At 66.5% G+C, this 23,178-nt stretch carries 20 protein-coding genes; 4 read left to right on the plus strand and 16 right to left on the minus strand.

Annotated elements, in window-relative coordinates; genetic code table 11:
• Nucleotides 1-3: 3 nt before the first annotated feature.
• The 5 genes from KTJ87_RS08660 to KTJ87_RS08680 form a co-directional block, all read right to left on the minus strand.
• Nucleotides 4-969: an amidohydrolase family protein gene (locus KTJ87_RS08660; RefSeq protein WP_267138697.1), complete on the minus strand. Its 966-nt coding sequence runs from the start codon at nucleotides 967-969 to the stop codon at nucleotides 4-6.
• Nucleotides 966-2,615, minus strand: a complete 1,650-nt coding sequence (locus KTJ87_RS08665; RefSeq protein ID WP_267138698.1) for an FAD-dependent oxidoreductase — start codon at nucleotides 2,613-2,615, stop codon at nucleotides 966-968. The genes KTJ87_RS08660 and KTJ87_RS08665 overlap by 4 nt, the downstream gene beginning before the upstream one ends.
• The gene (locus KTJ87_RS08670) at nucleotides 2,612-3,658 is read right to left on the minus strand and encodes an amidohydrolase family protein (RefSeq protein WP_267138699.1); all 1,047 of its coding nucleotides are present in this window, start codon (nucleotides 3,656-3,658) and stop codon (nucleotides 2,612-2,614) included. Before KTJ87_RS08670 ends, KTJ87_RS08665 begins: the two co-directional genes overlap by 4 nt.
• The gene (locus tag KTJ87_RS08675; RefSeq protein WP_267138700.1) at nucleotides 3,645-5,552 is read right to left on the minus strand and encodes a TRAP transporter permease; all 1,908 of its coding nucleotides are present in this window, start codon (nucleotides 5,550-5,552) and stop codon (nucleotides 3,645-3,647) included. The genes KTJ87_RS08670 and KTJ87_RS08675 overlap by 14 nt, the downstream gene beginning before the upstream one ends.
• A 134-nt stretch (nucleotides 5,553-5,686) precedes the next feature.
• Nucleotides 5,687-6,694: a TAXI family TRAP transporter solute-binding subunit gene (locus KTJ87_RS08680; protein ID WP_267138701.1), complete on the minus strand. Its 1,008-nt coding sequence runs from the start codon at nucleotides 6,692-6,694 to the stop codon at nucleotides 5,687-5,689.
• A gap of 117 nt (nucleotides 6,695-6,811) precedes the next feature.
• Between KTJ87_RS08680 and KTJ87_RS08685 the strand changes: the two genes are divergently transcribed.
• Nucleotides 6,812-7,723, plus strand: a complete 912-nt coding sequence (locus KTJ87_RS08685; protein ID WP_267138702.1) for a LysR family transcriptional regulator — start codon at nucleotides 6,812-6,814, stop codon at nucleotides 7,721-7,723.
• Between the two features lie 15 nt (nucleotides 7,724-7,738).
• Here KTJ87_RS08685 and KTJ87_RS08690 read toward each other — a convergent pair whose 3' ends face one another.
• From KTJ87_RS08690 to KTJ87_RS08735, 10 genes are all read right to left on the minus strand, one after another.
• Complete coding sequence (locus KTJ87_RS08690; RefSeq protein ID WP_267138703.1) at nucleotides 7,739-8,620, minus strand: intradiol ring-cleavage dioxygenase; 882 nt, start codon at nucleotides 8,618-8,620, stop codon at nucleotides 7,739-7,741.
• Between the two features lie 10 nt (nucleotides 8,621-8,630).
• Nucleotides 8,631-10,418, minus strand: a complete 1,788-nt coding sequence (locus KTJ87_RS08695; RefSeq protein ID WP_267138704.1) for an FAD-dependent oxidoreductase — start codon at nucleotides 10,416-10,418, stop codon at nucleotides 8,631-8,633.
• 13 nt (nucleotides 10,419-10,431) lie between these two features.
• A complete protein-coding gene (locus tag KTJ87_RS08700; protein WP_267138705.1) occupies nucleotides 10,432-11,502 on the minus strand; it encodes a branched-chain amino acid ABC transporter permease in 1,071 nt (356 codons plus the stop codon).
• On the minus strand, nucleotides 11,502-12,365 hold the full coding sequence (locus KTJ87_RS08705; RefSeq protein WP_267138706.1) for a branched-chain amino acid ABC transporter permease: 864 nt from the start codon (nucleotides 12,363-12,365) through the stop codon (nucleotides 11,502-11,504). The genes KTJ87_RS08700 and KTJ87_RS08705 overlap by 1 nt, the downstream gene beginning before the upstream one ends.
• A complete protein-coding gene (locus KTJ87_RS08710) occupies nucleotides 12,362-13,069 on the minus strand; it encodes an ABC transporter ATP-binding protein (protein WP_267138707.1) in 708 nt (235 codons plus the stop codon). The genes KTJ87_RS08705 and KTJ87_RS08710 overlap by 4 nt, the downstream gene beginning before the upstream one ends.
• Entirely contained in the window at nucleotides 13,069-13,791 is a 723-nt protein-coding gene (locus KTJ87_RS08715) for an ABC transporter ATP-binding protein (RefSeq protein WP_267138708.1), read from the minus strand. The genes KTJ87_RS08710 and KTJ87_RS08715 overlap by 1 nt, the downstream gene beginning before the upstream one ends.
• Before the next feature lie 61 nt (nucleotides 13,792-13,852).
• Complete coding sequence (locus tag KTJ87_RS08720) at nucleotides 13,853-15,133, minus strand: ABC transporter substrate-binding protein (protein ID WP_267138709.1); 1,281 nt, start codon at nucleotides 15,131-15,133, stop codon at nucleotides 13,853-13,855.
• Nucleotides 15,134-15,161: 28 nt separating this feature from the next.
• Nucleotides 15,162-16,229 (minus strand): maleylacetate reductase, encoded by a 1,068-nt coding sequence (locus tag KTJ87_RS08725; RefSeq protein WP_267138710.1) that lies wholly within the window; start codon nucleotides 16,227-16,229, stop codon nucleotides 15,162-15,164.
• Nucleotides 16,226-16,882 carry an alpha/beta hydrolase gene (locus KTJ87_RS08730; protein WP_267138711.1) on the minus strand — a complete coding sequence of 219 codons (657 nt, stop codon included), beginning with the start codon at nucleotides 16,880-16,882 and terminating at the stop codon, nucleotides 16,226-16,228. The genes KTJ87_RS08725 and KTJ87_RS08730 overlap by 4 nt, the downstream gene beginning before the upstream one ends.
• Entirely contained in the window at nucleotides 16,875-17,840 is a 966-nt protein-coding gene (locus KTJ87_RS08735) for a VOC family protein (RefSeq protein ID WP_267138712.1), read from the minus strand. The genes KTJ87_RS08730 and KTJ87_RS08735 overlap by 8 nt, the downstream gene beginning before the upstream one ends.
• 151 nt (nucleotides 17,841-17,991) lie before the next feature.
• Here KTJ87_RS08735 and KTJ87_RS08740 point away from each other — a divergent pair, with 151 nt between their 5' ends.
• Entirely contained in the window at nucleotides 17,992-18,942 is a 951-nt protein-coding gene (locus KTJ87_RS08740) for a LysR family transcriptional regulator (protein WP_267138713.1), read from the plus strand.
• 27 nt (nucleotides 18,943-18,969) lie between these two features.
• Here KTJ87_RS08740 and KTJ87_RS08745 read toward each other — a convergent pair whose 3' ends face one another.
• Complete coding sequence (locus KTJ87_RS08745; RefSeq protein ID WP_267138714.1) at nucleotides 18,970-21,015, minus strand: TonB-dependent receptor domain-containing protein; 2,046 nt, start codon at nucleotides 21,013-21,015, stop codon at nucleotides 18,970-18,972.
• 212 nt (nucleotides 21,016-21,227) lie between these two features.
• Here KTJ87_RS08745 and KTJ87_RS08750 point away from each other — a divergent pair, with 212 nt between their 5' ends.
• Together KTJ87_RS08750 and KTJ87_RS08755 are read left to right on the plus strand one after the other, a co-directional pair.
• Entirely contained in the window at nucleotides 21,228-22,280 is a 1,053-nt protein-coding gene (locus KTJ87_RS08750; RefSeq protein ID WP_267138715.1) for a hemin-degrading factor, read from the plus strand.
• Entirely contained in the window at nucleotides 22,280-23,176 is an 897-nt protein-coding gene (locus KTJ87_RS08755; protein ID WP_267138716.1) for a heme/hemin ABC transporter substrate-binding protein, read from the plus strand. Before KTJ87_RS08750 ends, KTJ87_RS08755 begins: the two co-directional genes overlap by 1 nt.
• Nucleotides 23,177-23,178: the final 2 nt, after the last annotated feature.

A 23,178-nucleotide genomic window follows, 5' to 3' on the forward strand; every position in this document is an offset into this window, starting at 1 on the left:
CCGCTACAGCCCGAACAGCGCGCCTGCGGTGCCGCGGTGGTCAACGCCCGACGCCTCCAGCCGGGCAAGGCATCCCGCCATGTCGCCGATGTTGTGCGGATAGTCCGAGCCGAACAGCATGTTGCCCTCGCCCACGGTCTCGATGCACAGCCGCAGAGCGCCGTCGGTGAAGACCACGCTGTCGAGATACAGGCGGTCCAGATACGCCGAGGGTGGTTTGTCGGTGCCCGTGGCGCAGGCCGGGATCTGCGCGTGGCAGGTGTCCAGCCGCCCGATGAGAAACGGCAAGGTGCCGCCGCCATGCGCCAGGATCATACGAATGTTCGGGTAGCGGTCGAAGAACCCGTCATAAAGCATCCTCGAGATCGCCAGCGTCGTGTCGAACACGAACCCGACGGGCGGAGACAGGTTGTATTCGGCCAGCCCCAGGTCGCGCTCGCCCGGCGGAACGGAGGGGTGCAGGAACACCGGCAACCGGGCGGCATCGATGGCCTGCCAGATCGGCGCAAAGCGCGCATCCGTCAGAGGCACGCCGTCGATGGTGGCGATCACGATGACGCCTGACGCGCCAAGCGCCGCCGCGCGTGCGACCTCGGCCACCGCTGCCTCGGCGTCCTGCCACGGCAGCGACGCGAACCAGCGCAGCCGGTCGGGATGGGCGGTGCGCGCCTCGGCGAAGGCGTCGTTCATCATCCGCGCCGCCTGCGCATTCGCCTCTGCGTCGCCCAGCATCGCGTTGGGTGAGGTCAGAGAGATCACCGCCATGTCCACGCCCGCTGCGTCCATGTCCCGGATGCGCCGGTCGAAATCCCACATCGGCGGCAAAAGGGTGAAGAACGGCACGCCGTCCTTGTCGATCACCTCGCCCCCGCGCGGCAGGCCGCGAAAGGTGTATTTCGGCGCACCGCGCTGGCGCAGAAGGTCCAGATAGGCCTCTGACACCATGTGCGTGTGGACATCGACGATCATGCTGCCACCTCGCGCACGCGGGCGCCGCGCACCAGATCGACCAGGGCGCCCGGATCAGGCGGCAACGCCTTGCCCCGCCACGCGATGTGGTTGTCGGGCCGCGACAGCACCAGCGCCTCGGCATAGGGCGGCGGGGCGCCCGGCAGATCGATCAGCCGCATCGGGACACCGGCCTTGCGCGCGGCTTCCAGCAGCGGCTCGGCGGCGACGGACGGATCGGTTCGGACCAGCAAGAATCCAGTGCCCTGCAGGTCGTGCAGCCAGCGGCCATCCGGCATCTCGACATTCGGCAACCGTGCGCCGGGCACGGTCGAGGCGGTGAAACTGCCCATGCCATAGGGCGGCGGCGTGCCATCGGCGGCGATCAGCGGCGAGTTTTCGTAGTAGTAGCCAAAGTTCAGGCCCGCGCAGCAGTATTGCTGGACGTTGAGGTCATACAGCACCTGCCCCATCCGTGCGCGCGCGGCCTCGCCCTCGGGCGTGTCGTCGTCGATCTCAGTCGGAACGGCCTTGCGGTTCTTCGCCATCTCGTGCGCGTGGTTCATCGCGAAATGCGACACCTGTTCGGTGATCGGCAGGCGTTCCGCCTCGTGCGCGTCCAGCGCGCTCTCGGGCGCCCAGCCGCCAAGGACCGCGCCCATCAGCCACGCCATGTTGTGCGCGTCGGCGATCCCGGCGTTCATGCCATACCCCGCGTAGGGCACCCACAGATGGGCGGCGTCACCGCAGATGAACACGTTGCCGCACCGCAGCCTGTCGGCGACAAGACGGCGCCCGAACCAGTCCTCGCGCGACAGCGCCTCGTACTTGAAATCGGGGCCGACCCCGAGAATCCGGCGGATCGCCCAATCGCGATCGACGCTGTCGAAATCCGCCTCGTCGTCTCGCAGGTAGTTGTGCACCAGCCAGGTCTCGCGCCCGTCGATGGAATACACGATGCCGGTGCGCACCGGATTGTAGGCGAACATGCCCCAGGCGGGCGGCACCTGCATCCGATCGATCAGGCCCGTCGCGCGGATGTAGGTCGATTGCACCCGCTGCACCACCGCGTCGCCCTGCAGCACCGCGCCGATGGCCTTGCGCACCTCGGAGCGTCCGCCGTCGCAGCCGACGAGATAACGGCCCGTGGCCTGCACCGTGCGCCCGTCGTTCAGCGCGATGTCGGCGCGCACGCCGCCGCCCGTGTCGGTGAAGCCTGTCACCTTCGCTTCGTTCACGATGGTGATGCCGGGGCGTTCAAGCGCGGCGGCGAACAGCACCGGTTCAAGGAAGATCTGGTTGATCCGGTGCGGCGGCTCCGGCGTGGGCCAGTCGGTGTCGGGACCGGGCTCGCCGCGCAGTCGGCCATTGCGCGACGGGATCGGGATATGGGTGATCTCGCGCCCGGTGATCGTGGTGCGGTAGCTGACGCCATGCGGGTAGTCGTCCGGCAGACCGGTATCGCGGATGCGGTCCGCGATACCGAGCCCCCGAAATATCTCCATCGAGCGCGCCGAGACATGGTTGCACTTCACGTTCGGCGGCTCACCGGCGGCGCGCATCTCGACGATCAGCGACGACACGCCCCAGCGGTCGAGTTCCATCGCCAGCGTCAGCCCCACGGGACCGGCGCCGACGATGATGACGTCTGCCTTCAGATCGCTCATGTGATCTGGAACACCTTGCGCGCGTTGTCCTCGTAGAAGGCTTTCAGCACCTCGGGCGAGACCGGCATGGCGTCGAGAAACGCGGTTTCCTCGGGGATGTACTGCCAGGGATAGTCCATCGCGTACATCATCCGGTCGGCGCCGATGACGTCCTGCACGTACATGATCGGCTTGGGATCACCGACACCCGACGAGGTGTAGTAGAAGTTCTCGCGCAGGTAATCTGACGCCTTGCGCTTGAGCGGCTTGACCCCCGGATAGCGGTTCGCGCCCGAGATGCGCGTGTGCATGAAGTCGATCCGGTACAGCCAGAATGGCAGCGCCTCGCCGGTGTGGCCCAGCACGATCTGCAGTTTGGGAAAGCGGTCGAACAGGCCCGAGACCAGCAGGCGCAGGGCGTGCAGGCCGGTCTCGCAGGAAAAGCCGTAGACGGCGGCATCCAGACCGCGCGACAGGAACGGCTCCAGCATCTGCGGCGACGGCGTGTTGGGGTGCAGGTAGATCGGCACGCCAAGCGCCTCGGCGGCCTCGAACACCGCCCAGTATTTCTCGTCGTCCATGTAGGTGCCAAGGGTGTGCGAGTTCAGGATACCGCCGCGCAGGCCCAGCTTGGTCACGCCGCGCTCCAGCTCCTTCGCGCCGCCTTCGGGGTCCAGCGGCGAGAACGCTGCCAGCCCGACATAGCGGTCGGGATGCTTGGCGATCCCTTCGGCCAACTCGTCGTTGGCGCGGATCGACAGGCTGGTCGCGGTCGCGGGATCGAACAGCTGCACCCCCGGCGAGGACAGCGACAGGACGGCAATGTCGATGCCCGCGCGGTCCATGTCGGCCAGACGCTCCTCGCCCAGATCGACGATGCGGCGATTGTGCGCTCGGGCGATGTCGTTGTCCGCACCGAAAAAGCCCCAGAGCGACTGGAAGCCCGGCTCGTTGATCGTCTTGTCGCGGATCTCGGCCCGGTAGAGATCAAGGATCTCCTGCGGCAGCCATGCCTCTTCGGTGGCGATGCGCTTGTACGGCGGGTTTGGGTTATGCTCTGGCATCGGGTGCTCCGTTTTCAAGGGTGTCTTGGGGTTTGGGGGACGCGGGCGCACCGCGCCGCATGAGGATCACGACAAGGACCACCGACAGCACCGCTGCCGCGATGGCGAGAGGCTGCTCGGGCGGAACGGCGGCGGTGAAGCCGAACAGGACCAGCCCTCCTGCCGCCGCAGCGATGCGCGCGGCGCCGCCGCCATAGGCCTTCTTGCGCGCCAGCACTTCGGCAAGGACGTAGCCGCCCGCGTATACGGTGGCGCAGGACACCGCGATCGCCAGCCACGAGCCATCCATCACCAGCGCCGGGTTGAAGGCAAAGACGAAGGGCAGAAGGTACGCGACAAAGGCCAGCCGCACGCCGGTCACGCCGGTCTGCCACATGTCGCTTTTCGCGATGGACGCGGCGGCATAACTGGCGATGGCGACAGGCGGCGTCAGCATCGACAGAAGGCCGAAATACAGGATGAACAGGTGCGCCGATGTGATGTTGATCCCCTGACGCACCAGCGCAGGCGCCAGCAGCACGGCGACCACGACATACACGCCCGACGTTGGCATCCCGACGCCCAGCGTGATCGCGATGACTGCCGTGGTCGCCAGCAGCGGCAGCACGCCGCCCAGTTCCGCGATCTTGCCAAGCGCGATGGTCAGCGCAAAGCCAAGCCCGGTGACGTTGATCGTGCCGATGATGATGCCCGCGACCGCGCAGACCAGAAGGATCGGCACCAGCGTCTCGCCCGCCTGCACCAACACGGCGGGAAGGCGCGACAGCGGCTCGCCCCGGCGGTTTGCGGTGACAAGGTGCAGCGCCAGCGCCGCGCCCGAGGCATAGAGCGCGGACTTGCCCGGCGAATACCCCAGCCAGAACAGGAAATACATCAGCACACCCAAGGGCAGCAGCAGGGGCCAGCTGCCCTTCAGCGCGGCGCCGATCTTTGGCAGGTTCTCGCGCGGCTCTCCGTCAAGACCGTTGGCGGCGGCGTAGGAATCCACCTGCCGATACAGAAGGATGTAGTAGAAGGCCGCCGGAAGCAGCGCCGCGATGACGACCTCGGTATAGGAGATCTGAAGGAACTCGGCGATGATGAAGGCGGTCGCGCCCATCACCGGCGGGGCGATCTGCCCGCCGTTCGACGCGACGGCCTCGATGGCGGCGGCGTGACGTGCGGGCCAGCCGCTTTTCTTCATCATCGGAATGGTGACGACGCCGGTGGACATGACGTTCGCCACTGTGGATCCCGACAGCGTGCCGAACAGCGATGAGGCCAGGATCGCGACCTTGGCCGGACCGCCCCGGCGATGCCCCATCATCGACATGGCAAGATCGGTCATTGCCGCCGACCCGCCCACCGCTGTCAGAACCGCGCCGAAGACGATGAAGCCCAGGATCTGGGTCGCGCCGACGCCCAGCACCAGACCCGGCACACCGTTGGAATCGTTGTAGATGTAGAGAAGGTAGCGCGGCGGCGACAGGTACGCGGCCTCGAAGATGCCGGGCGCGAAATGGCCGATGAACCCGTACACCATGAAGCCGATGCCCAAGAGGGCGAGCACGAGGCCGCAATGGCGGCGCGTCGCCTCGAACAGCCCCAGAAGCCCGGCGATGGCGGGCACCCATTTCTCGGGTCCGCGATTGACCGGGTCCAGCATCCAGTCCTGGAAGTTGACCGCCAGCCACCACCATCCCGCCAGCGACGCGAGCCCCAGCGCGATGTCCAGCACGCGCGGCACCCCAGCCTGCGGCTTGAGGAACAACCCCGCAAGCACGGTCAGGCCAAGGATGATGCCAAGATACTGTTCGGTCAGGTAGATCTGCCCAAGGCGGCTGGGGACATCAAAGATCCACAGGATGCCCAGAAGCGGAAGGCTCGCGGCGGTAAGGGCGGCTGCGGCACGCATGGACATGCTCCGTCAGTGGGATGCACCAAGGGGTCGGACCCTTGCGGGGGGCCGGGCCTTGGACGAATGGGGATCAGGGCGGGTCGATGGTCTGGCCGGTCCATGCCGGACCGGCCAGGATCGTCGGGTCGGCTCTACTCCGAGAACGACGCTTCGGTCGCGTCGTTGTCCTCGGTCCACAGGCCCTTGTCCTTGAAGAAGGCGGCGGCTGCGGGGTGGTAGGGCACGGTATTGCTCGAGAACGCCATGGCATCCTGCGCGCCGCCCCGCAGCGGGGGGTAATCCTCGCGCAGTTGCGGGAACGCGTCGTAGAGCGCGGTCAGGATCGTCGTCGCCTCTTCGTCGGACATCTCGGCGCTCGTGGTCAGAAAGATGTCATAGGCCGACACGACCACCGGCTCGGTGATCTCGGGCATCGCCGGGGTCGGCTGCACGGTCAGCGGGTAGACCCCCGGCAGCACCTCGTCGAAGTATTCCTTGGTCGCGTTCTCGCCGGTCAGGCTGAGATAACGGATGCCGCCCGGGATTGTCGCGTTCGCCTGCTGGGTCAACGGAATGCCGATTGCCGCAGCGGTCGCATCGACGCCGCCCTCGACCAGCGCATCAAGACCGGGTGCAAGGCCCGACACCTCGGTCGCGTCGACATCCTCGATGGCAAGTCCGCCTGCCATCAGCGTCGCGCGGTTCACCCGCGTCACGCCGGTCAGCGCGGTCATGTCGACGATGGTCTTCTTGCCCGCCAGGTCCTTGATTTCCGTCATGCCGGACTCGGCGCGCACGATATACGCCTGCCGCAGCGGCCAGAGCCGCGCCAGAACCCTCAGGTTCGACAACTCGGTTCCGGTTTCCGCGCCGGTGTACCAGCCCCCGGCGTCGATGGCCGAGTTCAGGCCGACGGTGACTTCACCCGCCGAGATCAGCGGCAAATAGACGGACGAGCCGGTGAACGGCTGCACCGTCACCGGACGCTCGAGCGCGTCCTGAAGCGCGGCTGCGATGCCGCCGCCGATGGTATAGTAGAGCGAGCCTTGCGGGTTCGTCCCGATGGTGATGCGGCCCTGTGCTGACGCATCGCCCGCGACAAAGCCCGATGCCGCGACAATGGCTGCGACGGCGGTGAATTCCTTGATCCGTGAAAGCATGTGGTCCTCCCTGTACGTTGCCCGCGCCTCCTCCGCGCGGCAGCGCCTTGGAAAAGGTTAGTCCGAGACGCTTGATAACAAAATTGAATTTTTATAAAAGACCCATGCAGTTAATGAATGAATGCGATGCATGTCTCCAGCCTGACCCTCAAACAGCTTCGCGCGATCCAGCAGGTGTACCGCACCGGGCAGGTGTCGGCGGCAGCCGATGCGCTGAACATCACGCAATCTGCGGTCAGCGTATTGATCCGGCAGGCTGAAACCACGCTCGGCACGACGCTGTTCGACCGCACGACGCGTTCGCTTTCGCCCTCTGCGGCCGGGGAAAGCGTGATCGGGCTGGTCGAGCGCATTCTTGGCGATCTGTCGACGCTGGAGGAAACCATTCGCGGGCTGCGCGACCTGGAGCGGGGGCAGATCCGGCTGACGGCGACACCCGCCACCGGCTTGACCCTGTTGCCCGACACCGTGCGACGGTTCCGCGCCGCCTATCCGGCGGTGAACCTGATCCTTGATGATTGCGCGCCCGACCAGTTCTATTCCAACATCCTCGAACAACGCGCCGATTTCGGCATCGGGACAGAGCCCGAAGACACGTCGGCGCTGGAATGGCACAGCCTGATCGCGGACCCGTTGTGCATCATCTGCGCCACCGACCACCGCTTTGCAGAGCGCGATGGCATCCCGTGGCGCGAATTGCAGGACGAGCCGCTGATCCTGTCGCGCCGCGACTACGGCGTGCGCGGCCTGGTCGAGCAGACGCTTGCCATGCTGGGTATCCGCCCGCGCATCGTCGCCGAAGTCGGCTTCCTTGGCAGCGCTGCATGGATGTCGGCCTGCGGCATCGGCCTTGCGCTGTTGCCGGGGCGGCTGGCGCGGGCGCAGCCTGCACCGGGGATCGTGACGCTTCCCTTGCTCGATCCGGTCGTCACGCGGCCCGCTGGCGTGGTCAAGCGCCGCCGCCACACCCTTGCGCCCAGCGCCGAGCGGTTCATCGAGATGCTGGCGGAGGATCTTCGGGACGATTGATCGCTTCGGCCCTGCCTATTGCGCCGCCAGAACGAAATCCTGCCGGACCTCGAAGAACGGACCATCGAACCCGGCCTCCTTTATCCGCGCGGGATCGTCCACCGGCTCGAACCGCGCCATCAGGCTTTCCTTCACGCCGAACACCGCGTCCGAGTGGATGTAGGGGTCATCCGGGTCGAAGACGTGGGTGACCAGCGTCTCGAAACCGCTCGCCTCGATGATGTAATGCAGATGCGCGGGACGGAACGGATGCCGCCCAAGCGCACCCAGCAGCTTGCCAACCGGACCATCGTCGGGGATCGGGTAGAACCGGGGCTTCACGCCCCTGAACCAGTATTCTCCCGCCTCGTTCGCGCGGAACACGCCGCGCAGGTTGAAATCGGGCTGCAGGCCCTTTTGCTGGACATCGTAGAAGCCTTCGTCATTGGCCTGCCAGACGTCGATCTTGGCGCCGGGGATCGGGTTGCCCGCGATGTCGAGGATGCGGCCCCTGACCAGCATCGGCTCGCCCTTCTGGTCAAGGCAGATGTCGTCGCCAAGTGCCCGTTCAGGCGCGTCCTCGATATGGAACGGGCCAAGCACGGTGGATTCCGTCGCACCCGTAGGCTTTCGGTTGTTGATCGCGTCCACCAGCATCGACACGCCGGTGATGTCCGACAACAGGATGTATTCCTGCCGCCACTCGCTGCACATCTGCCCGGTGCCGGTGAGGAACATGATCGCCTTCATCCATTCCTCTTGTGTCGGCTCGATCTCTTTCACCGCGGCGTGCAGATGGCGGACGATCACCTCCATCACTTCTTTCAGGCGTGGATCCTCGGCCCCGGAGTTGCGCGAGATGACGGCCTCGGCCGAGTTTTCCTCGGTGAAGTAGCCCTGTTCTGCGGCATCGGTCATCGGATGCTCCTCATTCGGCGGCGACGTGGGCGGTGCCCGCGCCGCTTGGTTGCAGGATGGCGTCCAGAACGCGGCGCAGCTCGGCGGCGGGATCGTCCACCACCTTCGCGGCGCGGTAGCAGACGTGCTGGTCGGGCCGCGTCATCACGGCGCCGGTGTCGGACACCTCGCGCAGGCGCGCCCAGTCGCCCAGATGATCCTCGATCTCTCTGCGCGGGCCGATGACGTGGACGTCGATGGTCACGCCCGTCTCGGCGCCGACCGCCTGCGCGGCCTCGGCCCAGGCCTCGCCGCCGATGCCCGTTAGGATCGTCCAGCGCCCCTTGCCGCACAGATCGAGCGTCGAGACCTTTTCGCCGTCGCGGCGGAACAGCCAGGCGTGCGGCAGACGTGCGCCGGGCCATGTGGTCGGCTGATAGTGCAGTTCGGCGTCCTTCGCGAAGCCAGGGTCGGGCTGGCCATCGGGGACCACGGCGGCGCTGTCATAGCGTTGGTTCATCTCGACGCCGTGGCAGTCGAATTCGTATTTCTTGAAGGCAATGGCCTGCCGCAACGCCTCGCGCTGCGCCTCGGCGGCGGCGCCGGTCTCGCCGCGCTTTTCCATGTTCTGCTGCATCACCTCGGGATCGGTGCTACCCGTAAGGCCCAGCGCCTCGAAGATGGGGCCGAATTCGCCGATGGACTGGTTGGCGCGGGTGACGATCTGCCGGGCGATAGGCGCGCGTTCGACCGAGTAGCTGTCCAGCAGCGCAGGCCCCGCCGCGCCCTTCAGCACATGCGCCAACTTCCACGACAGGTTGTAGGCGTCCTGTATCGAGGTGTTCGAGCCAAGGCCGTTCGACGGCGGATGGCGGTGCGCGGCATCGCCCATGATGAACACGCGGTCGGTCTGCATGTGGGTGGCGAACATGTTGTTCACCGTCCAAGTGCTGGCCGACAGAAGCTCGATCTCTAGGTCCGGGTCGCCGACCAACTGGCGCGCGACCTCGGTTGCCAGCGCCTCGTCGACTTCGGGCGCGGGCTCGTTGATGTCGTAGCCCCAGACGATCAGCCACTCGTTCCAGGGCCGCACCATCCGCACCAGACCCATGCCGATGCCGCCGACGTTCGCGCCGGGCTGCATCACCCAGTAGAGCACGCTGGGACGGTGCGCGACAAAGCGCGACAGATCGGCTCGGAACAGGATGTTCATCGACCCGCCGACGCCCATCTGCCCCTCGAACGGCAGCCCGCAGGTCTCCGCCACCCGCGAATTGCCGCCATCCGCCCCGACAAGGTATTTCGAGCGGATTTCAAATTCACGTCCCGTCAGCCGGTCGCGGCAAGTGGCGGTCACGCCGTCTGCATCCTCGACATGGGACAAGTATTCGGTCTGCATCCGCGCCTGGGTTCCGCGCGAACAGGCGGTCTTGAACAACAGCGGTTCCATGAAGGTCTGCGGCAGGTCGTTCATCTGGCAGGGCGACGAACGCAAGTGCTCGGCCCGGCTCTCGGGGTTGTTGCCCCAGGACAGCATCCGGCCCAGTTCCTCGCCCGCAAGGCTTTCGCAGAACACGTTGTTGCCCATCAGATCGCCCTCGGTGGCGAAGAGATAGGCCTCGTTCTCGACATCGCGGCCAAGGTCGCGCAGCACTTCCATCGTGCGCTGGTTGGTGATGTGCGCGCGCGGCGTGTTCGCCAGCCAGCGGTAGCGGTTGATCGCGACGTTCTCGATGCCGTAGCTCGACAAGAGCGCTGCCGTCGCGCTGCCCGCCGGGCCGGTTCCGATGATGAGAACGTCCGTTTCGATCTCTGCCATGTGGTGGTCTCCCCTATTCGATCTCGTCCGGCGATCCGTCGCCGCGCCGTTCCAGCCGCCGCTGGATAGGAAAAAGTCTGAGCCCCGTCTTGTCCGAGACAAGCCCCCACAGCCCGCCCGGCGCGAACAGCATCACAGCGATGCCAAGGCCGCCCAGCACCATCAGATACCACGAACCGAAATCGGCCAGCAGCGTTTGCAGGGCAAAGAACACGAGCACGCCGATGATCGGCCCCTCGATCGTGCCGATGCCGCCGATCACCACGATGAAGATGACGAAGGCCGTCCAGTCGATGACCGAGAAGGCGCTGTCCGGGCTGATCCGTCCGTTCTGCAGAAAGATCAGTCCGCCCGCGATGCCGGTCCCGAAGGCCGCGACCAGGAACACGATCCAGCGCATCCGGTCGGAATCGACGCCGACCGACCGCGCCGCCTGCACGTTGTCGCGCAACGCCGCCAGCGCCAGACCGCGCTTGGTGCGCAGGAACCAGTAGATACCGCCGATGGTGGCGACGGCCAGCGCCAGCGCAAGCCAGTAGGCCAGAACGTCCCGCGCCGCCGAGGCGCGCAGGTCCAGTGTGCGCTCGATCCATTGCACGCCCCACATCAAATCGCGCGCGTCACGCGGCAGCGACGTGCCGGTGCCGCCGCCGACCGCTTTCCATTGCGCAACGGATAGCCGGACGACCTCGGCCACGACCCAGGTGCCGATGGCGAAATACGGCCCCTGCAGGCGGAACGCGAAGAACGCCGTCGGCACCGCCAGCACCAGCGCGAACACCCCTGCCAGCAAAAGCCCCGCCACCGGGTCCACGCCCCATAGGATCGCGCTGCCGAACAGCATGTAGGCCCCGAAGCCCACGAAGGCCTGTTGCCCGACGCTGACCAGCCCGCCGTATCCCGCCAGCAGGTTCCAGAACTGCGCCAGCGTCAGCATCGTCAGGATGAAGAACATATCCTGGATCAGCGACCGCGACGCGAAGGTCGGCAGCGCGATGGCGACGATCAGAAGGATCGCCGCAACAAGGGCCGCGATCTGCGAGGCGCGGGTGCGGGTGGTGACGGTGTAGCTTGCCCCGGCCATCAGTCGAACGCCCTTGGAAACAGCCCGCGCGGGCGGATCAGCAGCACCGCGAGGAACGCGATATGTCCCGCGAGGATCTGCCATTCGGGATTGATCTGCGCACCCACGGTCTGCGCCACCCCTATGATGATGCCCCCCGCCAGCGTCCCCCAAAGCGACCCCAGCCCGCCGATAATGACCGCCTCGAAGGCGTAGATCAGGCGTGCGGGGCCGGTGGTCGGATCGAAGTTGGCGCGCGTTCCGAGGTAAAGCGCCGCTATGGTTACGACGATCATCGCGATGCCCGTCGCCTTGGCGAAGATCGCGTCGGGCTTGACCCCCATCAGGCTCGCCGTGGCCGGATCGTCCGAGGTGGCGCGGAAGGCGCGGCCAAGCGCGGTGCGGTAGAACAGCCATTGCAGCGCCAGCGTCACAAGGATCGCCGAGGCGAAGGTCAAAAGCGGCATCACCCCCAGCGAGATCGGCCCGATGGGCACCGACGCGGTTTCCAGCCAGCCCGCCGGAATGCGGCGGCTGTCGGCCGAGAACCCCTCTTGCAGCGCGTTCTGCAGCACCACCGACAGCCCGAACGTGACCAGCAGAGGCGGCAGGATGTCGGTGCCCAGCACCCGGTTGAGTACCAGTCTCTGCAAGGTCCAGCCGACCGCGAACATCACCGGCAGCGCCACCAGCGCAGCCATGAACGGGCCAAGATCCAGAAGCGTCGTCAGCACGAGGATCAGGTAGGCTGCCAGAACGATCAGGTCGCCATGCGCCAGGTTCACCAGCCGCATGATCCCGAACACTAGGCTGAGGCCAAGCGCGAACAGCGCGTACAGCCCGCCCAGAAGAACCCCCTGTAGCACGGTATCGACCCAGATCATGCGTTCGCTCCGAAATAGGCGTCGTGGATCGCTTCGCGGCTCAGGTCGCCCGGGCGGCCGGACAGGGTCACGCGGCCCTCCATCATGCAATACACCCGGTCCGCGATCTTCATCGCCTGCCCGATGTCCTGTTCCACCACGATGACGCTGGCGCCCGAGGCGCGGATCTGCGGAAAGGCGGCATAGACGTCGCGGATCACCACCGGCGCCAGCCCAAGGCTGATCTCGTCGCACAAAAGGACGCGCGGGTTCGACATCAGCGCGCGCCCGATGGACACCATCTGCTGCTGCCCGCCCGACAAAGCCGTGCCGGGTGCGTGGCGCCGTTCCTTCAGGATCGGGAACAGGGCATAGACGCTGTCCAGCGACCACGGCCCCTTCACCTTGCGCCGATGGCAGCCCATCAGAAGGTTTTCCTCGACCGACAGCGACGGGAACAGCTTGCGCCCCTCGGGCACCATGGCGATGCCCGCCTCCATGATGTCGTCCGCAGCCATCGCGCCGATCTGGCGGCCATCGTAGTGCACCATCTCGGGTGCCTGCCGCAGCAGCCCCGAGATGGACCGCATCAGCGTCGTCTTGCCCGCACCGTTGGCGCCGATAACGGCGACGGTCTCGCCTTCGGCAAGCTCCATATCGACGCCGAACAGCGCCTGGAAGTCGCCGTAGCGCGCGGTCAGGCCACGGGTCTGCAACAGCGCCATCAGATCTCGATCCCCAGGTAGATTTCGCGGACCTCCTTCGAGGCCATGATCGCGTCCGGCTCGCCGATGCCGATGACCTTGCCGAAATCGAGCACCAGCAGACGCTCGACCACGCGCGTGAGGGCGTGAATGACGTGCTCGATCCAGATGATCGTGACGCCCTCGCGGTGGATCGCGCGGATCGTGTCCACCAGCGCGACGCATTCGCCTTCGGTCAGCCCGCCCGCGATCTCGTCCAAGAGCAGCAGCTTGGGCCGCGTCGCCATCGCGCGGGCCAGTTCCAGCCGCTTGCGTTGCAGCAGCGACAGGGTTCCGGCGGGGCGGTTGGCGGCGGCGATCAACTCGGTGCGCTCCAGAATGGCCGCGCAATCCTCTTCGACCGCACGTTCCGGCAACCCGCGCCCGTGGGTTGCGGCGACCAGCAGGTTCTCGAACACCGTCAAGCGGTCGAAGGGCTGCGGGATCTGGAACGAACGACCGATCCCCGACAGGCAACGCTGCATCGGCGGCGTGCGCGTCACGTCGCGCCCCAGGTATTCGATCCTTCCTGCGTCGGCGGCAAGGTTGCCGGTGATGAGGTTGAACAGCGTCGACTTGCCCGCGCCGTTCGGCCCGATGATGCCCAGCGCCTGCCCCTCTGGCACGTCGAAGGTCACGCTGTCCGTGACGGTCAACGCACCAAAGCTCTTGCTGACATCGTGAAGCGACAGGATCGCGGACATGGGCGCCTTTCAGGCAGAGGGCGCCCGCCGCAACGGACGGACGCCCCGGGTTCGGTTCGGATCAGGACAGCGGCTGCATCTCGCCCTGGGTCGGGATGTCGGGCGCAGTCTGGTTGTCGACGACGACCAGATCGAAGGTGCCGTCGTCCTTGCGCCGCCACTGGCCGCCGACCAGCGGCGTCTTGCACACGTTCTGCGCCGCGAAGGGCGGCAGGCCCTCGCCGTTCCACGCGATCCGTCCGACGATGGTTTCCAGATCGGTGGCGGCGATGGTCTCGGCCACCAGATCGGGGTCGGTCGGATCGTCCGCGCGCTTGATGACATCCGCCGCCATCTCGAACAGCGAATGGATAAAGCCGATGGGCTGCGTCCAGGGACGGCCCGTCGCCTCGGTGAAGGCGGCGGCAAGCTCCCCCGAGCCCTGCCCGGTCAGCGACGACGTGAAGGGATGGTTCGCCGACCACCAGACCTCGGACGACAGGTTGTGACCCGCCTCGCCCAGCGTTTCCACCGACTGCGGGAACAGGATCGCCTTGGCGACCGTGATGGCCTTGGGGTTGAAGCCCTGCTGGCTGGCCTGGTTGCGGAAGGTGGTGAAATCGGGCGGGATCACCACGCCGGTGACGATGTCGGCGTTGGCCTGCTTGAACGCGTTGATCTGGGCCGAGAAATCGTCGGTCAGGTTCTGGTAGCGCCCCGGATCGACGGTCTGGTAGCCGGCGGCCGCGAAACCGGGGGCGACGCCAACGTTGGGATCGCCCCAGGCGTTGCCATCCGCATCATTCGGGAACAGCCCCGCGACGACCTTGTTGGTGTCCAGCTGGTTCCACATGTTGGTGAAGACGGCGATGACGTCTTCCAGACCCCAGAAATAGTGGAACGCATAGTCGAATGGCCGCCAGCCCGACGGATCGCCCGGATTGCCCTGCTGGCCGATGAACCACGGCTGCCACGGCGCCATGGTCGAGATCGTCGGAATACCCTCGGCTTCGGCCACGGTGGACACCGGGTTCGTCGTCTCGGGCGTCGAGGCGACCAGCATCAGGTGGATGCCGTCGTCGATGATGAGTTCCTGCGCCACGTCGGCGGCACGGTTGGGGTTCGACTGGCTGTCCTTGACGATCACCTCGATGTTCAGCCCCTCGGCCGCGGCGATCCGGTTGAAGGCGTCGATGGTGAAGCTGTCAGCCTCGGCGAACCCGGCAAGCGGGCCGGTCTGCGGGCTGACATAGCCGATGCGGACAGTGGTGTTCTGCGCGATGGCCGGTGCGGCAAGACCGCTCGCGCCGGTGACAAGACCGGTGGCGGCGGCGGATTTCAGCAGGCGTCTTCTGGTCAGCATGGTCGTTCCTCCCAAGTGATGCGTGTGTTCAGGTTGCGGGCCGCGTTCCCTCCCACGCGGCCTGCAACAGGTTCCTTATATCGCCCTCGTCGAAACTGCGGGGGTTTTGATACTTGTTCTTCAGCGCGATCTGCGCGGCACGGTCCAGATCGGCCTCGGACAGCCCAAGATCCGCCAGCCGCAGCGGCGCACCGCTGCGCTTGGCCAGATCCCACAGCCCCCCGCCGACCGAGCCGCCGAACAGATCGGCGACCGGCTGCAACAGGTCGGTTCCGGCGGCGTTGAAACCCGCCGTGTGCGGCAAAAGGATCGCGTGGGTGTCGGCGTGCGGCATGTCGAACGAGCCGCCGATCACATGCGCCAGCTTGTGATGCAGCGACATCGCCACATAGCCCAGCGCGGTCGAGCACAGCCAGGCGCCGTATTGCAGGCGCGCGCGGGCGTCCACGTCGCGGGGCGCGTCCACCAGCACCGGCAGGGCATCGCGGATGACCTTGAGCGCCTCGACGGACATCAGGCTGGTGATCGGGTTGGCATCGGGTGCATAGAGCGCCTCGACCGCATGTGCGGCGGCGTTCAGCGCCGATTTCACCGACATCTCGACCGGCAGGCCCAGCGTCAGCTCCACGTCATAGATCACCGTCTGCGGGCGGATCGACGGATCGCGGCGCGTCGTCTTCTCGCCGTTCTCGGTCTCGCCCAGAATGTCGGTCATCTCGGACCCGGCATAGGTCGTCGGCACAGCGACATGCGGGATGCCCCGGCGCGTGGCGATCGCCTTGCCAAGCCCGACGGTCGATCCGCCGCCCAGCGACACGACGCAATCGGCCCCCGCCGCGTCAAAGGCGGCAAGCGCACGCGCAGTCACATCGACGGGCGTGTGCATCGCCGCCTCGGAAAAGGTGCCCGCCGCGACATCGCCAAGCCGTGCCGCCAGCGCAGCGCCATCCTCGGCCTGCGGCGGGGTGGTCAGGACCAGCGCGCGCGATGCCCCAAGGCGCGCGACCTCTTCGCCGGTCTGCGCCAGCGTTCCCGGGCCGAACACGACACGCGGCGTGATCCCGGGGAAGGTGAATGTCGGCAGATATTGCGTCATGCCGCGCCGCCGAAGGCCGTCTGCCCCGCCGCCACGTCTGCCAGCAACCCGTCGAGCGCCGCGATCTCGGGCGCCGAGACCTCATGCGCCCGGCCCGGGAACACGTCGCAGCGCAGCCGCGCGCCCGCGCCCGTCAGATCGGATATCGCCGACAGAAAGGCCCATGTGGGAATCCACGGATCATCGTCGCCGTTCGAGCAATAGACGGGGATGCCCGGCAGATCGGCCCTTGGCAGGCCGTCGGTCCCTGCGCCGACACGGCAGCCGGTCAGCATGGCGGCGGCATCGGCCTGCCCGCCGCGCATCAGGTGCTCGATCACGAGGCAGGCACCCTGCGAGAAGCCGATCAGCACCAGCGGGACGCCCGGGCACGCCGCGCGCGCCGCCGCCTCGGCCTCTGCCACGATCGACAGCGCCGCGCGAAGCTGCGTCTCGGTGCGGTCGGTCATCGGCTCTACCGCCTTGGCGTCATACCAGCCCGCGCCGCCCGGTGACGGCAGGACAAAGCGCACGCCCCTGGTGGCCAGCCGGTCGCAGATCGCGCCGGTCATGTCCTTGGGCGTCTGGCCCCGGCCATGCAGCACGACCGCGACCGCGCGGGCCGCATCCGCTGCGGCCCCCGCCCAGACCATACGGGTGGCTGTCTCAGGCATCCTGAAAGCTGGCCGGTTCCAGACCCTCGATCAGCTCGTCCTTGCGATCCTGGAACCACGGCGGGAACACCAGCGTCTGACCGATGGCATCGGCAGGCTCGTCGCGCGCCCAGCCCTCTGGCACGGTCCAGGCCAGTTCGAACAGCGCGCCGCCGGGGCTGCGCACATAGCAGGACTTGAAATACATCCGGTCCTTCTGTTCCGAGATGTCAGTGAACCCCAGCCCCTCGATATGGGCGCGCAGGTTCATCTGGTTCTCCTCGTCGCCGGTGTTCAGCGCGAAATGGTGGATCGTGCCGCCCGACAGTGTCCAGGTGCCTTGCGCCTCGTCCTTGATCTCGACCACCTCGACAACGCTGGTCGGCCCGTTCGCGTTCGGCACCTGATAGGCCATGCCGTTGTCATCGTCGGCCATCTTCTTGAGCGGCAGCGCGATGGTCAGGAAATCGTCCATCGCGGTGCGGTCGGTGACGGCCACGACGCCGCCGTAGATGCCCTTGATCGCATGCTCGGCGCCAATCCCGGCGTCTTCGTTGACGATGGGCGCGCGCCCGTCACCGGGGTTCTCGACAAGCTGCAATTCGATGCCGCAGGGATGGCGGAAATCGACGCGGTCGATGCCGAAGCGGTTCGAAGTCTTCGCTTCGATGCCATGCTCGCCCAGCCGGTTCACCCAGAACTCGGACGCGCCAACCGGGATCGCCTGTTGCACGATCTTGGACTGGTTGGTGCCGCGCCGCCCGTAGACGCCCGGCTTGCGGAAAGGGAAGGTGGTGATGATCGTCGACTCGTCGCCGTTCTGCGATCCGTAATACAGATGGTAGACCGGGATCGTGCCGTCGAACAGCACCGTGCGCTTGACGGAATAAAGGCCAAGCGTTCCGGTGAAGAAATCGAAATCCTCCTGCGCACCGTCGGTGCTCATCGTGAGGTGGTGGTAGCCCTTGACCTGGTCCATGCTGTCGTCCTCCCCTTGATCGCCATATCGCGGGGGACAGACGGCACCCGGCGGCAGCCGGGCGGCCCATGACCTTCCCCCTCTGCAGATAGAATAGGCCGGTGAACCGATTAGGATATTATTTCTTTCCGCTATAGCATAACATTTTGGTATGAAACTCGACGAAAAGCACCTTATTCAGCTTGCGGCGGTCGTGGATGCGGGCGGCGTGACTCCCGCCGCCGTGCGCCTTGGCCTGTCGCAACCTGCCGTTTCGCGCACGCTGTCGGCGCTTGAAAAGCGCGTGGGAGAGCCGCTGTTCAAGTCCGGACGACGCCCGCTGGAGCCGACGATCATCGGCGCGCAGCTTGCCCGCCACGGCCGCGTCATCATGGAAGCCTCGCGCAGGGCGTCCGAGACGGTGACGGGCTTTCGCTCTGGCTCTGTCGGCACGGTGCGGATCGCGGGCGTGCCGTTCTTCATGGACGCCTTCATCAGCCGGATGATCGGCGAGTTCCAGATGCTTGAACCGGACGTGCGGGTGGAACAGGGCTATGGCAACCTCGAGGATCTCGAGAAGGGCATCGCGTCGAACCAACTTGATCTTGCGATCTGCCCGCTTGGGCTGGTCGAAGCGGCGCGGGGATTGCAGTTCACGCCGATCCTCAAGGCGCGCAACATCGTCGCTTGCCGCACCGGGCACCCCTTGTTGCGGCGCACGCGGCTGGGGACCAACGATCTGGTGGATTTCCCCTGGATCGCGCCCCTGCCCGGCTCGCCGCTGCTGGCAGACCTGCACGCGATCCTTCTGTCGATCGGGTTGCCGGAAATCGGCATCCGCTATTCCGGCGGATCGCTGCTGTCGGTGTTCAACTATCTCGAGGAAACCGACGCATTGACGATTCTGCCGCACTCGGTGGTCTTTGCGCACCGCAAGGATCGCCAGATCACCGTGTTGCCGGTCGAGATCCCGCAGCCGCCCCGGTCGCTGGGCATCCTGCGCGTCGCGGGCGACACCGACCTGCCCAGTGCCGCCAAGCTGGCCAAGCACATCGTCCGGCAATTCGACGTGCTGCGCGCCTTGATCGAACGGCACCAGACATCCGTGGTGTGGGGCCCCTGACACCCAGGGGCCCCGATCTGCGAAGGGTCAGAAGGTCCGCGCCAACGTCACCTTGAAGTTCCGCCCCAACGCGGGACGCGTCGACAGGTAGGGCGTGTAGGCGGTGTCAAACACGTTCTCGACCCCGAACCGCATCTCGGTCCCGGCAAGGACGCCGTTCTGCGGTGTCCATGTGGCGCGCAGGTTGTGGATGCCGTAGCCCGGCGCCGATGCTCCGTTCGTGACCTTGGCAAAGGCGGCGTCCACCTCCCAGCTCAGGTCGAGCGTCTCGCCAAAGCGGCGGCCAAGCGTGAGCTGCACGTTGTTCGCCGGAACCCCGCGCCAGTCGACGATCGTGCCCGACGGCTGGAACTCGGCCCCCGACGCGATGTTGGCGTTCAGGTCCGCGTAGTAGCCGGTCTCCAGCGCATAGGACGCTTCCAACTCGACGCCCTTGGTCTGCACGCTGTTCGGGCGCTGCGTGGTCGATCCCGCGACGGTGTAGGACGTGATGTCCCAAAGCGTCGCGTGGTAGAGGTTCGCCTTGATCGCAAAGCGGTCACCGCCGGTGAACAGGCTGTCCCGGGCAAAGGACGCGCCAATCTCGTAGGTCTCGGCCTTCTCGCTCTGCTGCATCAGCGCGGCGCTGTTCAGATCGTCGATGATCGGCAGCCCCTCGGTATAGGCGTAGCTGCCGAACACCGCAAAGCCGTTGCCGAAGGCATAGCGCGCCGACAGCCCGCCCATCAGCGCGTCATTGGTGAAGGTGCCGTTGTTCGGCGCGGTGGAACCAACGACGGTCGAGGTCTCGTAGCGCAGCGCCGGGGTCAGGGTGAGCGACGGCGTGATCTGCATCTCGTCGATGGCGAAGACGGCAAAGCGGTTGTCGTAACCGCCGGGCGCAGAGTTCGCATCCAGCCGGTCACGGTGGATCAACTCGATCCCGGCGCGCAAGGAATGCTCGACCCCGCCGGTGGCGAAGCGCGCGGTGTTCTTGAACGTCAGCTTGGTGGTCTGGAACCGCTGGTCGGCATTCACGACGGCGAAGCCGCCCGCCGGGAACGGAAAGCCGCAGGGGAATGGCGGGCCACCTTCGCAGGACGAACTGCCGGGGATGTAATGCTGCTCGATCTCCTGGTTGGCGAAGGACAGGTTCACCTCCAGGTCGACCAGCGGGTTGCCGACGGGCGTGAATTCATAGGTCAGCGCGGCGGTGTCCGACTTGGTGAAGCGGTCGACGTTGCCAAAGGTCGCGTCGGTGGTCAGGAAGGTGTCATAGGGCACGTCGCGGTCGCTGGCGGTGGTGCTGGTGTAGCTGAAGCCTACCGCGTGCTCGGCGTTGGTGCCAAAGCTGTAGCGCGCTTTCAGCAGGTAGGACGGCAGTTGGAACGCGCTGTTGCCGATCACGGCGCCGGTGCCGTCGGTCTGGTTGGACTGGCTGCGGTAGGTGTAGTTGGCGAGGAACTCCATCCGCTGGGTCGGTTGCCAGGCCAGCGTCGCACCACCGACAAAGCCCGCCCCGTTCGAGGAATAGCCCAGCGTCGGGCGAACCGCGAAACCCGGCACGCCCCCTGTCAGGTCCGAGGCGTCGATGGTTTCCAGCCGCACCACGCCGCCGATGATCCCCGAGCCGTATTCGAAACTGCCGACGGTGCCGCGGATCACCTCGATCTCGCGGTAAAGCGTGGGATCGGTGAACAGTTGCGTGCCGATCCGGTAGAGTTCTTCCGACCCGACCGACGCGCCGTCGACCTGCACCGCGACCTTCTGGTCGGTGCCGAAGGTGGAGTTGGCGCCGAAGCCGCGGATGTTGATGCCCGACCCTTGCGGAGTCGAGCCGTTCACCAGGTTCACGCCCGGCACCGAATCGACCAACTCGGCGATGGTGCTGCCCTGCCGGTCGTCGATCTCGCGCTGGTCGATTTCCGTGACCGGCGTTGCGGTCTGCGTCTGCACGTCCCGCTTGCTTTGGCCGATCACCACGGTTCCGAGAAAGCCGTCGCCGGCGTCTTGCGACAGTGCCGGGACAGCAAGAAGAACTGCCGTCACGGCGGTGCCGCCGCACAAGGCGGCGCGACTGGAGAATCTTTGCATGTCATACCCTTCGAGGAGTGTCCGTCACCTCTGCTCGCTCGGGCTGGCTGGGTGAATTTCCGTGATTTTTCCGCTCGATTTCAGCGGAGCACTTGCACCCCTATCGAATCCTGATTAAAAAAGTCAAGAATACATCGAGACCCGAGCTCGTCAGCCAAACGCGCCCTGCCGCGTCAGCCAGCCGGCCTGAATCAAACGACAGGATTGACCTTATGGCGACGACCCAATCGCTTGCTCCCGCGGACATCCGCGGGGCGCGCACCGACTTTCCGAAACTCCGCGACCGCGACCTTGCCGAGAAGATCGGAGTGTCCGAGGCGCAGCTTCTGGCGGCCTTCACCGGCACCGATGTCACCCGCATCGCCGCGCATCCCGATGTGCTGATGCCTGCCATCGAGACCCTGGGCGAGGTGATGGCGCTGACCCGCACGGCGTCCTGCGTGCACGAAAAGGTCGGGCGTTATGCCAATTACCATTCAGGCGATCACGCCGCGATGGTGCTGACCGAGGACATCGACCTGCGGATTTTCCCGTCGCACTGGCAGCACGCCTTTCTGGTCGAGCGCGACTCGGATGCCGGGGTGCGCCGCAGCCTGCAGGTGTTCGACGCCGCCGGGGATGCCGTCCACAAGGTGCACCTGCGGGAAGGTTCCGACATCGCGGCCTTCGCGGCGATCCGCGACGGGCTGGCGATCGACGACCAGTCCCAGACGCTGGAGGTCGCACCGCGCAAGCCGGTCGAGGCGCCAAGGTCCGACGCCTCGAAGCTGGACATCCTGCGCAAGGAATGGACGCGGATGACCGACACGCACCAGTTCCTGCGGCTTGTCTCAAAGCTGAAAATGAACCGCCTCGGCGCCTACCGCATCGCCGGCGCGCCGCATGTGCGCCCGCTTGCCCCCACGGCGGCGGACGCGATGCTGCAGGCTGTGAGGGAGGCCGGGATCGAGGTGATGATCTTTGTCGGCAACCTCGGCTGCATCCAGATCCACACCGGGCCCATCGAGACGCTGAAATCCATGGGGCCGTGGCAGAACGTCATGGACCCGCGCTTCAACCTGCATCTGCGGCTCGATCATGTGGCCGAGGTCTGGGCGGTCGAGAAACCCACCCAGCGCGGCCCCGCCGTGTCGGTCGAAGCGTTCGACGCAGACGGCGGCCTGACCTTCCAGGTGTTCGGCGTCGGCAAGGAGGGGCGGGATTCGCGGCCTGCGTGGCGCGCCATCGTCGAGACCCTGCAAACTGCCGAAACGGAGGCCGTCTGATGCCCCGTCTGTTCTTGCTGCCGCTGAAATCGCTGGCCGCCAGCGTGTCCGTCCTTGCCTTTGGCCTTGCCCTTGCCGTCCTTCCCGGAGGCGCGCGCGATGCCGAGGCCGTCGAGGATGACCTGCGCGTGCTGTCCATCGGCGGGTCTGTGACGGAAATCGTTTATGCGTTGGGACAGGGCGACCGGCTTGTCGCCCGCGACACCACGTCAAGCTTTCCGCCCGAGGCGGTCGCCCTGCCCGATGTCGGCTATATCCGTGCGCTGTCGCCAGAGGGCGTGCTGTCGGTGAACCCCGACCTCATCATCTCGGAAGAAGGCGCAGGTCCGCCCGAGGCGCTGGACGTGCTGCACGCCGCCGCAATCGACTGGGTGACGGTGCCCGAGGACCCTACGGCGGAAGGCGTGGCGCAGAAGATCCGCGCCGTCGGCGCCGCACTTGGGGCCAGGGACCGCGCCGAGGCGCTTGCCGCCACCGTCGAGGCCGATCTGAAGGCCGCCGCCGCCAAGGCAGCCGCCCATGACGGGGCGCCGAAGCGCGTCCTGTTCATCCTCTCGACCCAAGGCGGGCGGATCATGGCGTCGGGCACCGGCACCGCAGCCGCCGCGATCATCGGGCTTGCGGGCGGGCAGAACGCAATCACCGAGTTCGAGGGCTACAAGCCCCTGACCGACGAAGCCGTCAGCCAGGCCGCACCGGACGTGATCCTGATGATGGACCGGGGCGGCGATCACGGCGCGGCGGATGACGAGTTGTTCGCCATGCCCGCCCTTGTGACGACGCCCGCCGCCGAAACCCGCTCGGTCATCCGGATGGACGGGCTGTATCTTCTGGGGTTCGGGCCGCGCACCGCGCAGGCGGTCAGCGATCTCAGCGCGCATCTCTACGGGGGCTGAAC

Source organism: Anianabacter salinae (genome assembly GCF_019061145.1).
Classification (GTDB): Bacteria; Pseudomonadota; Alphaproteobacteria; order Rhodobacterales; family Rhodobacteraceae; genus Anianibacter; species Anianibacter salinarum.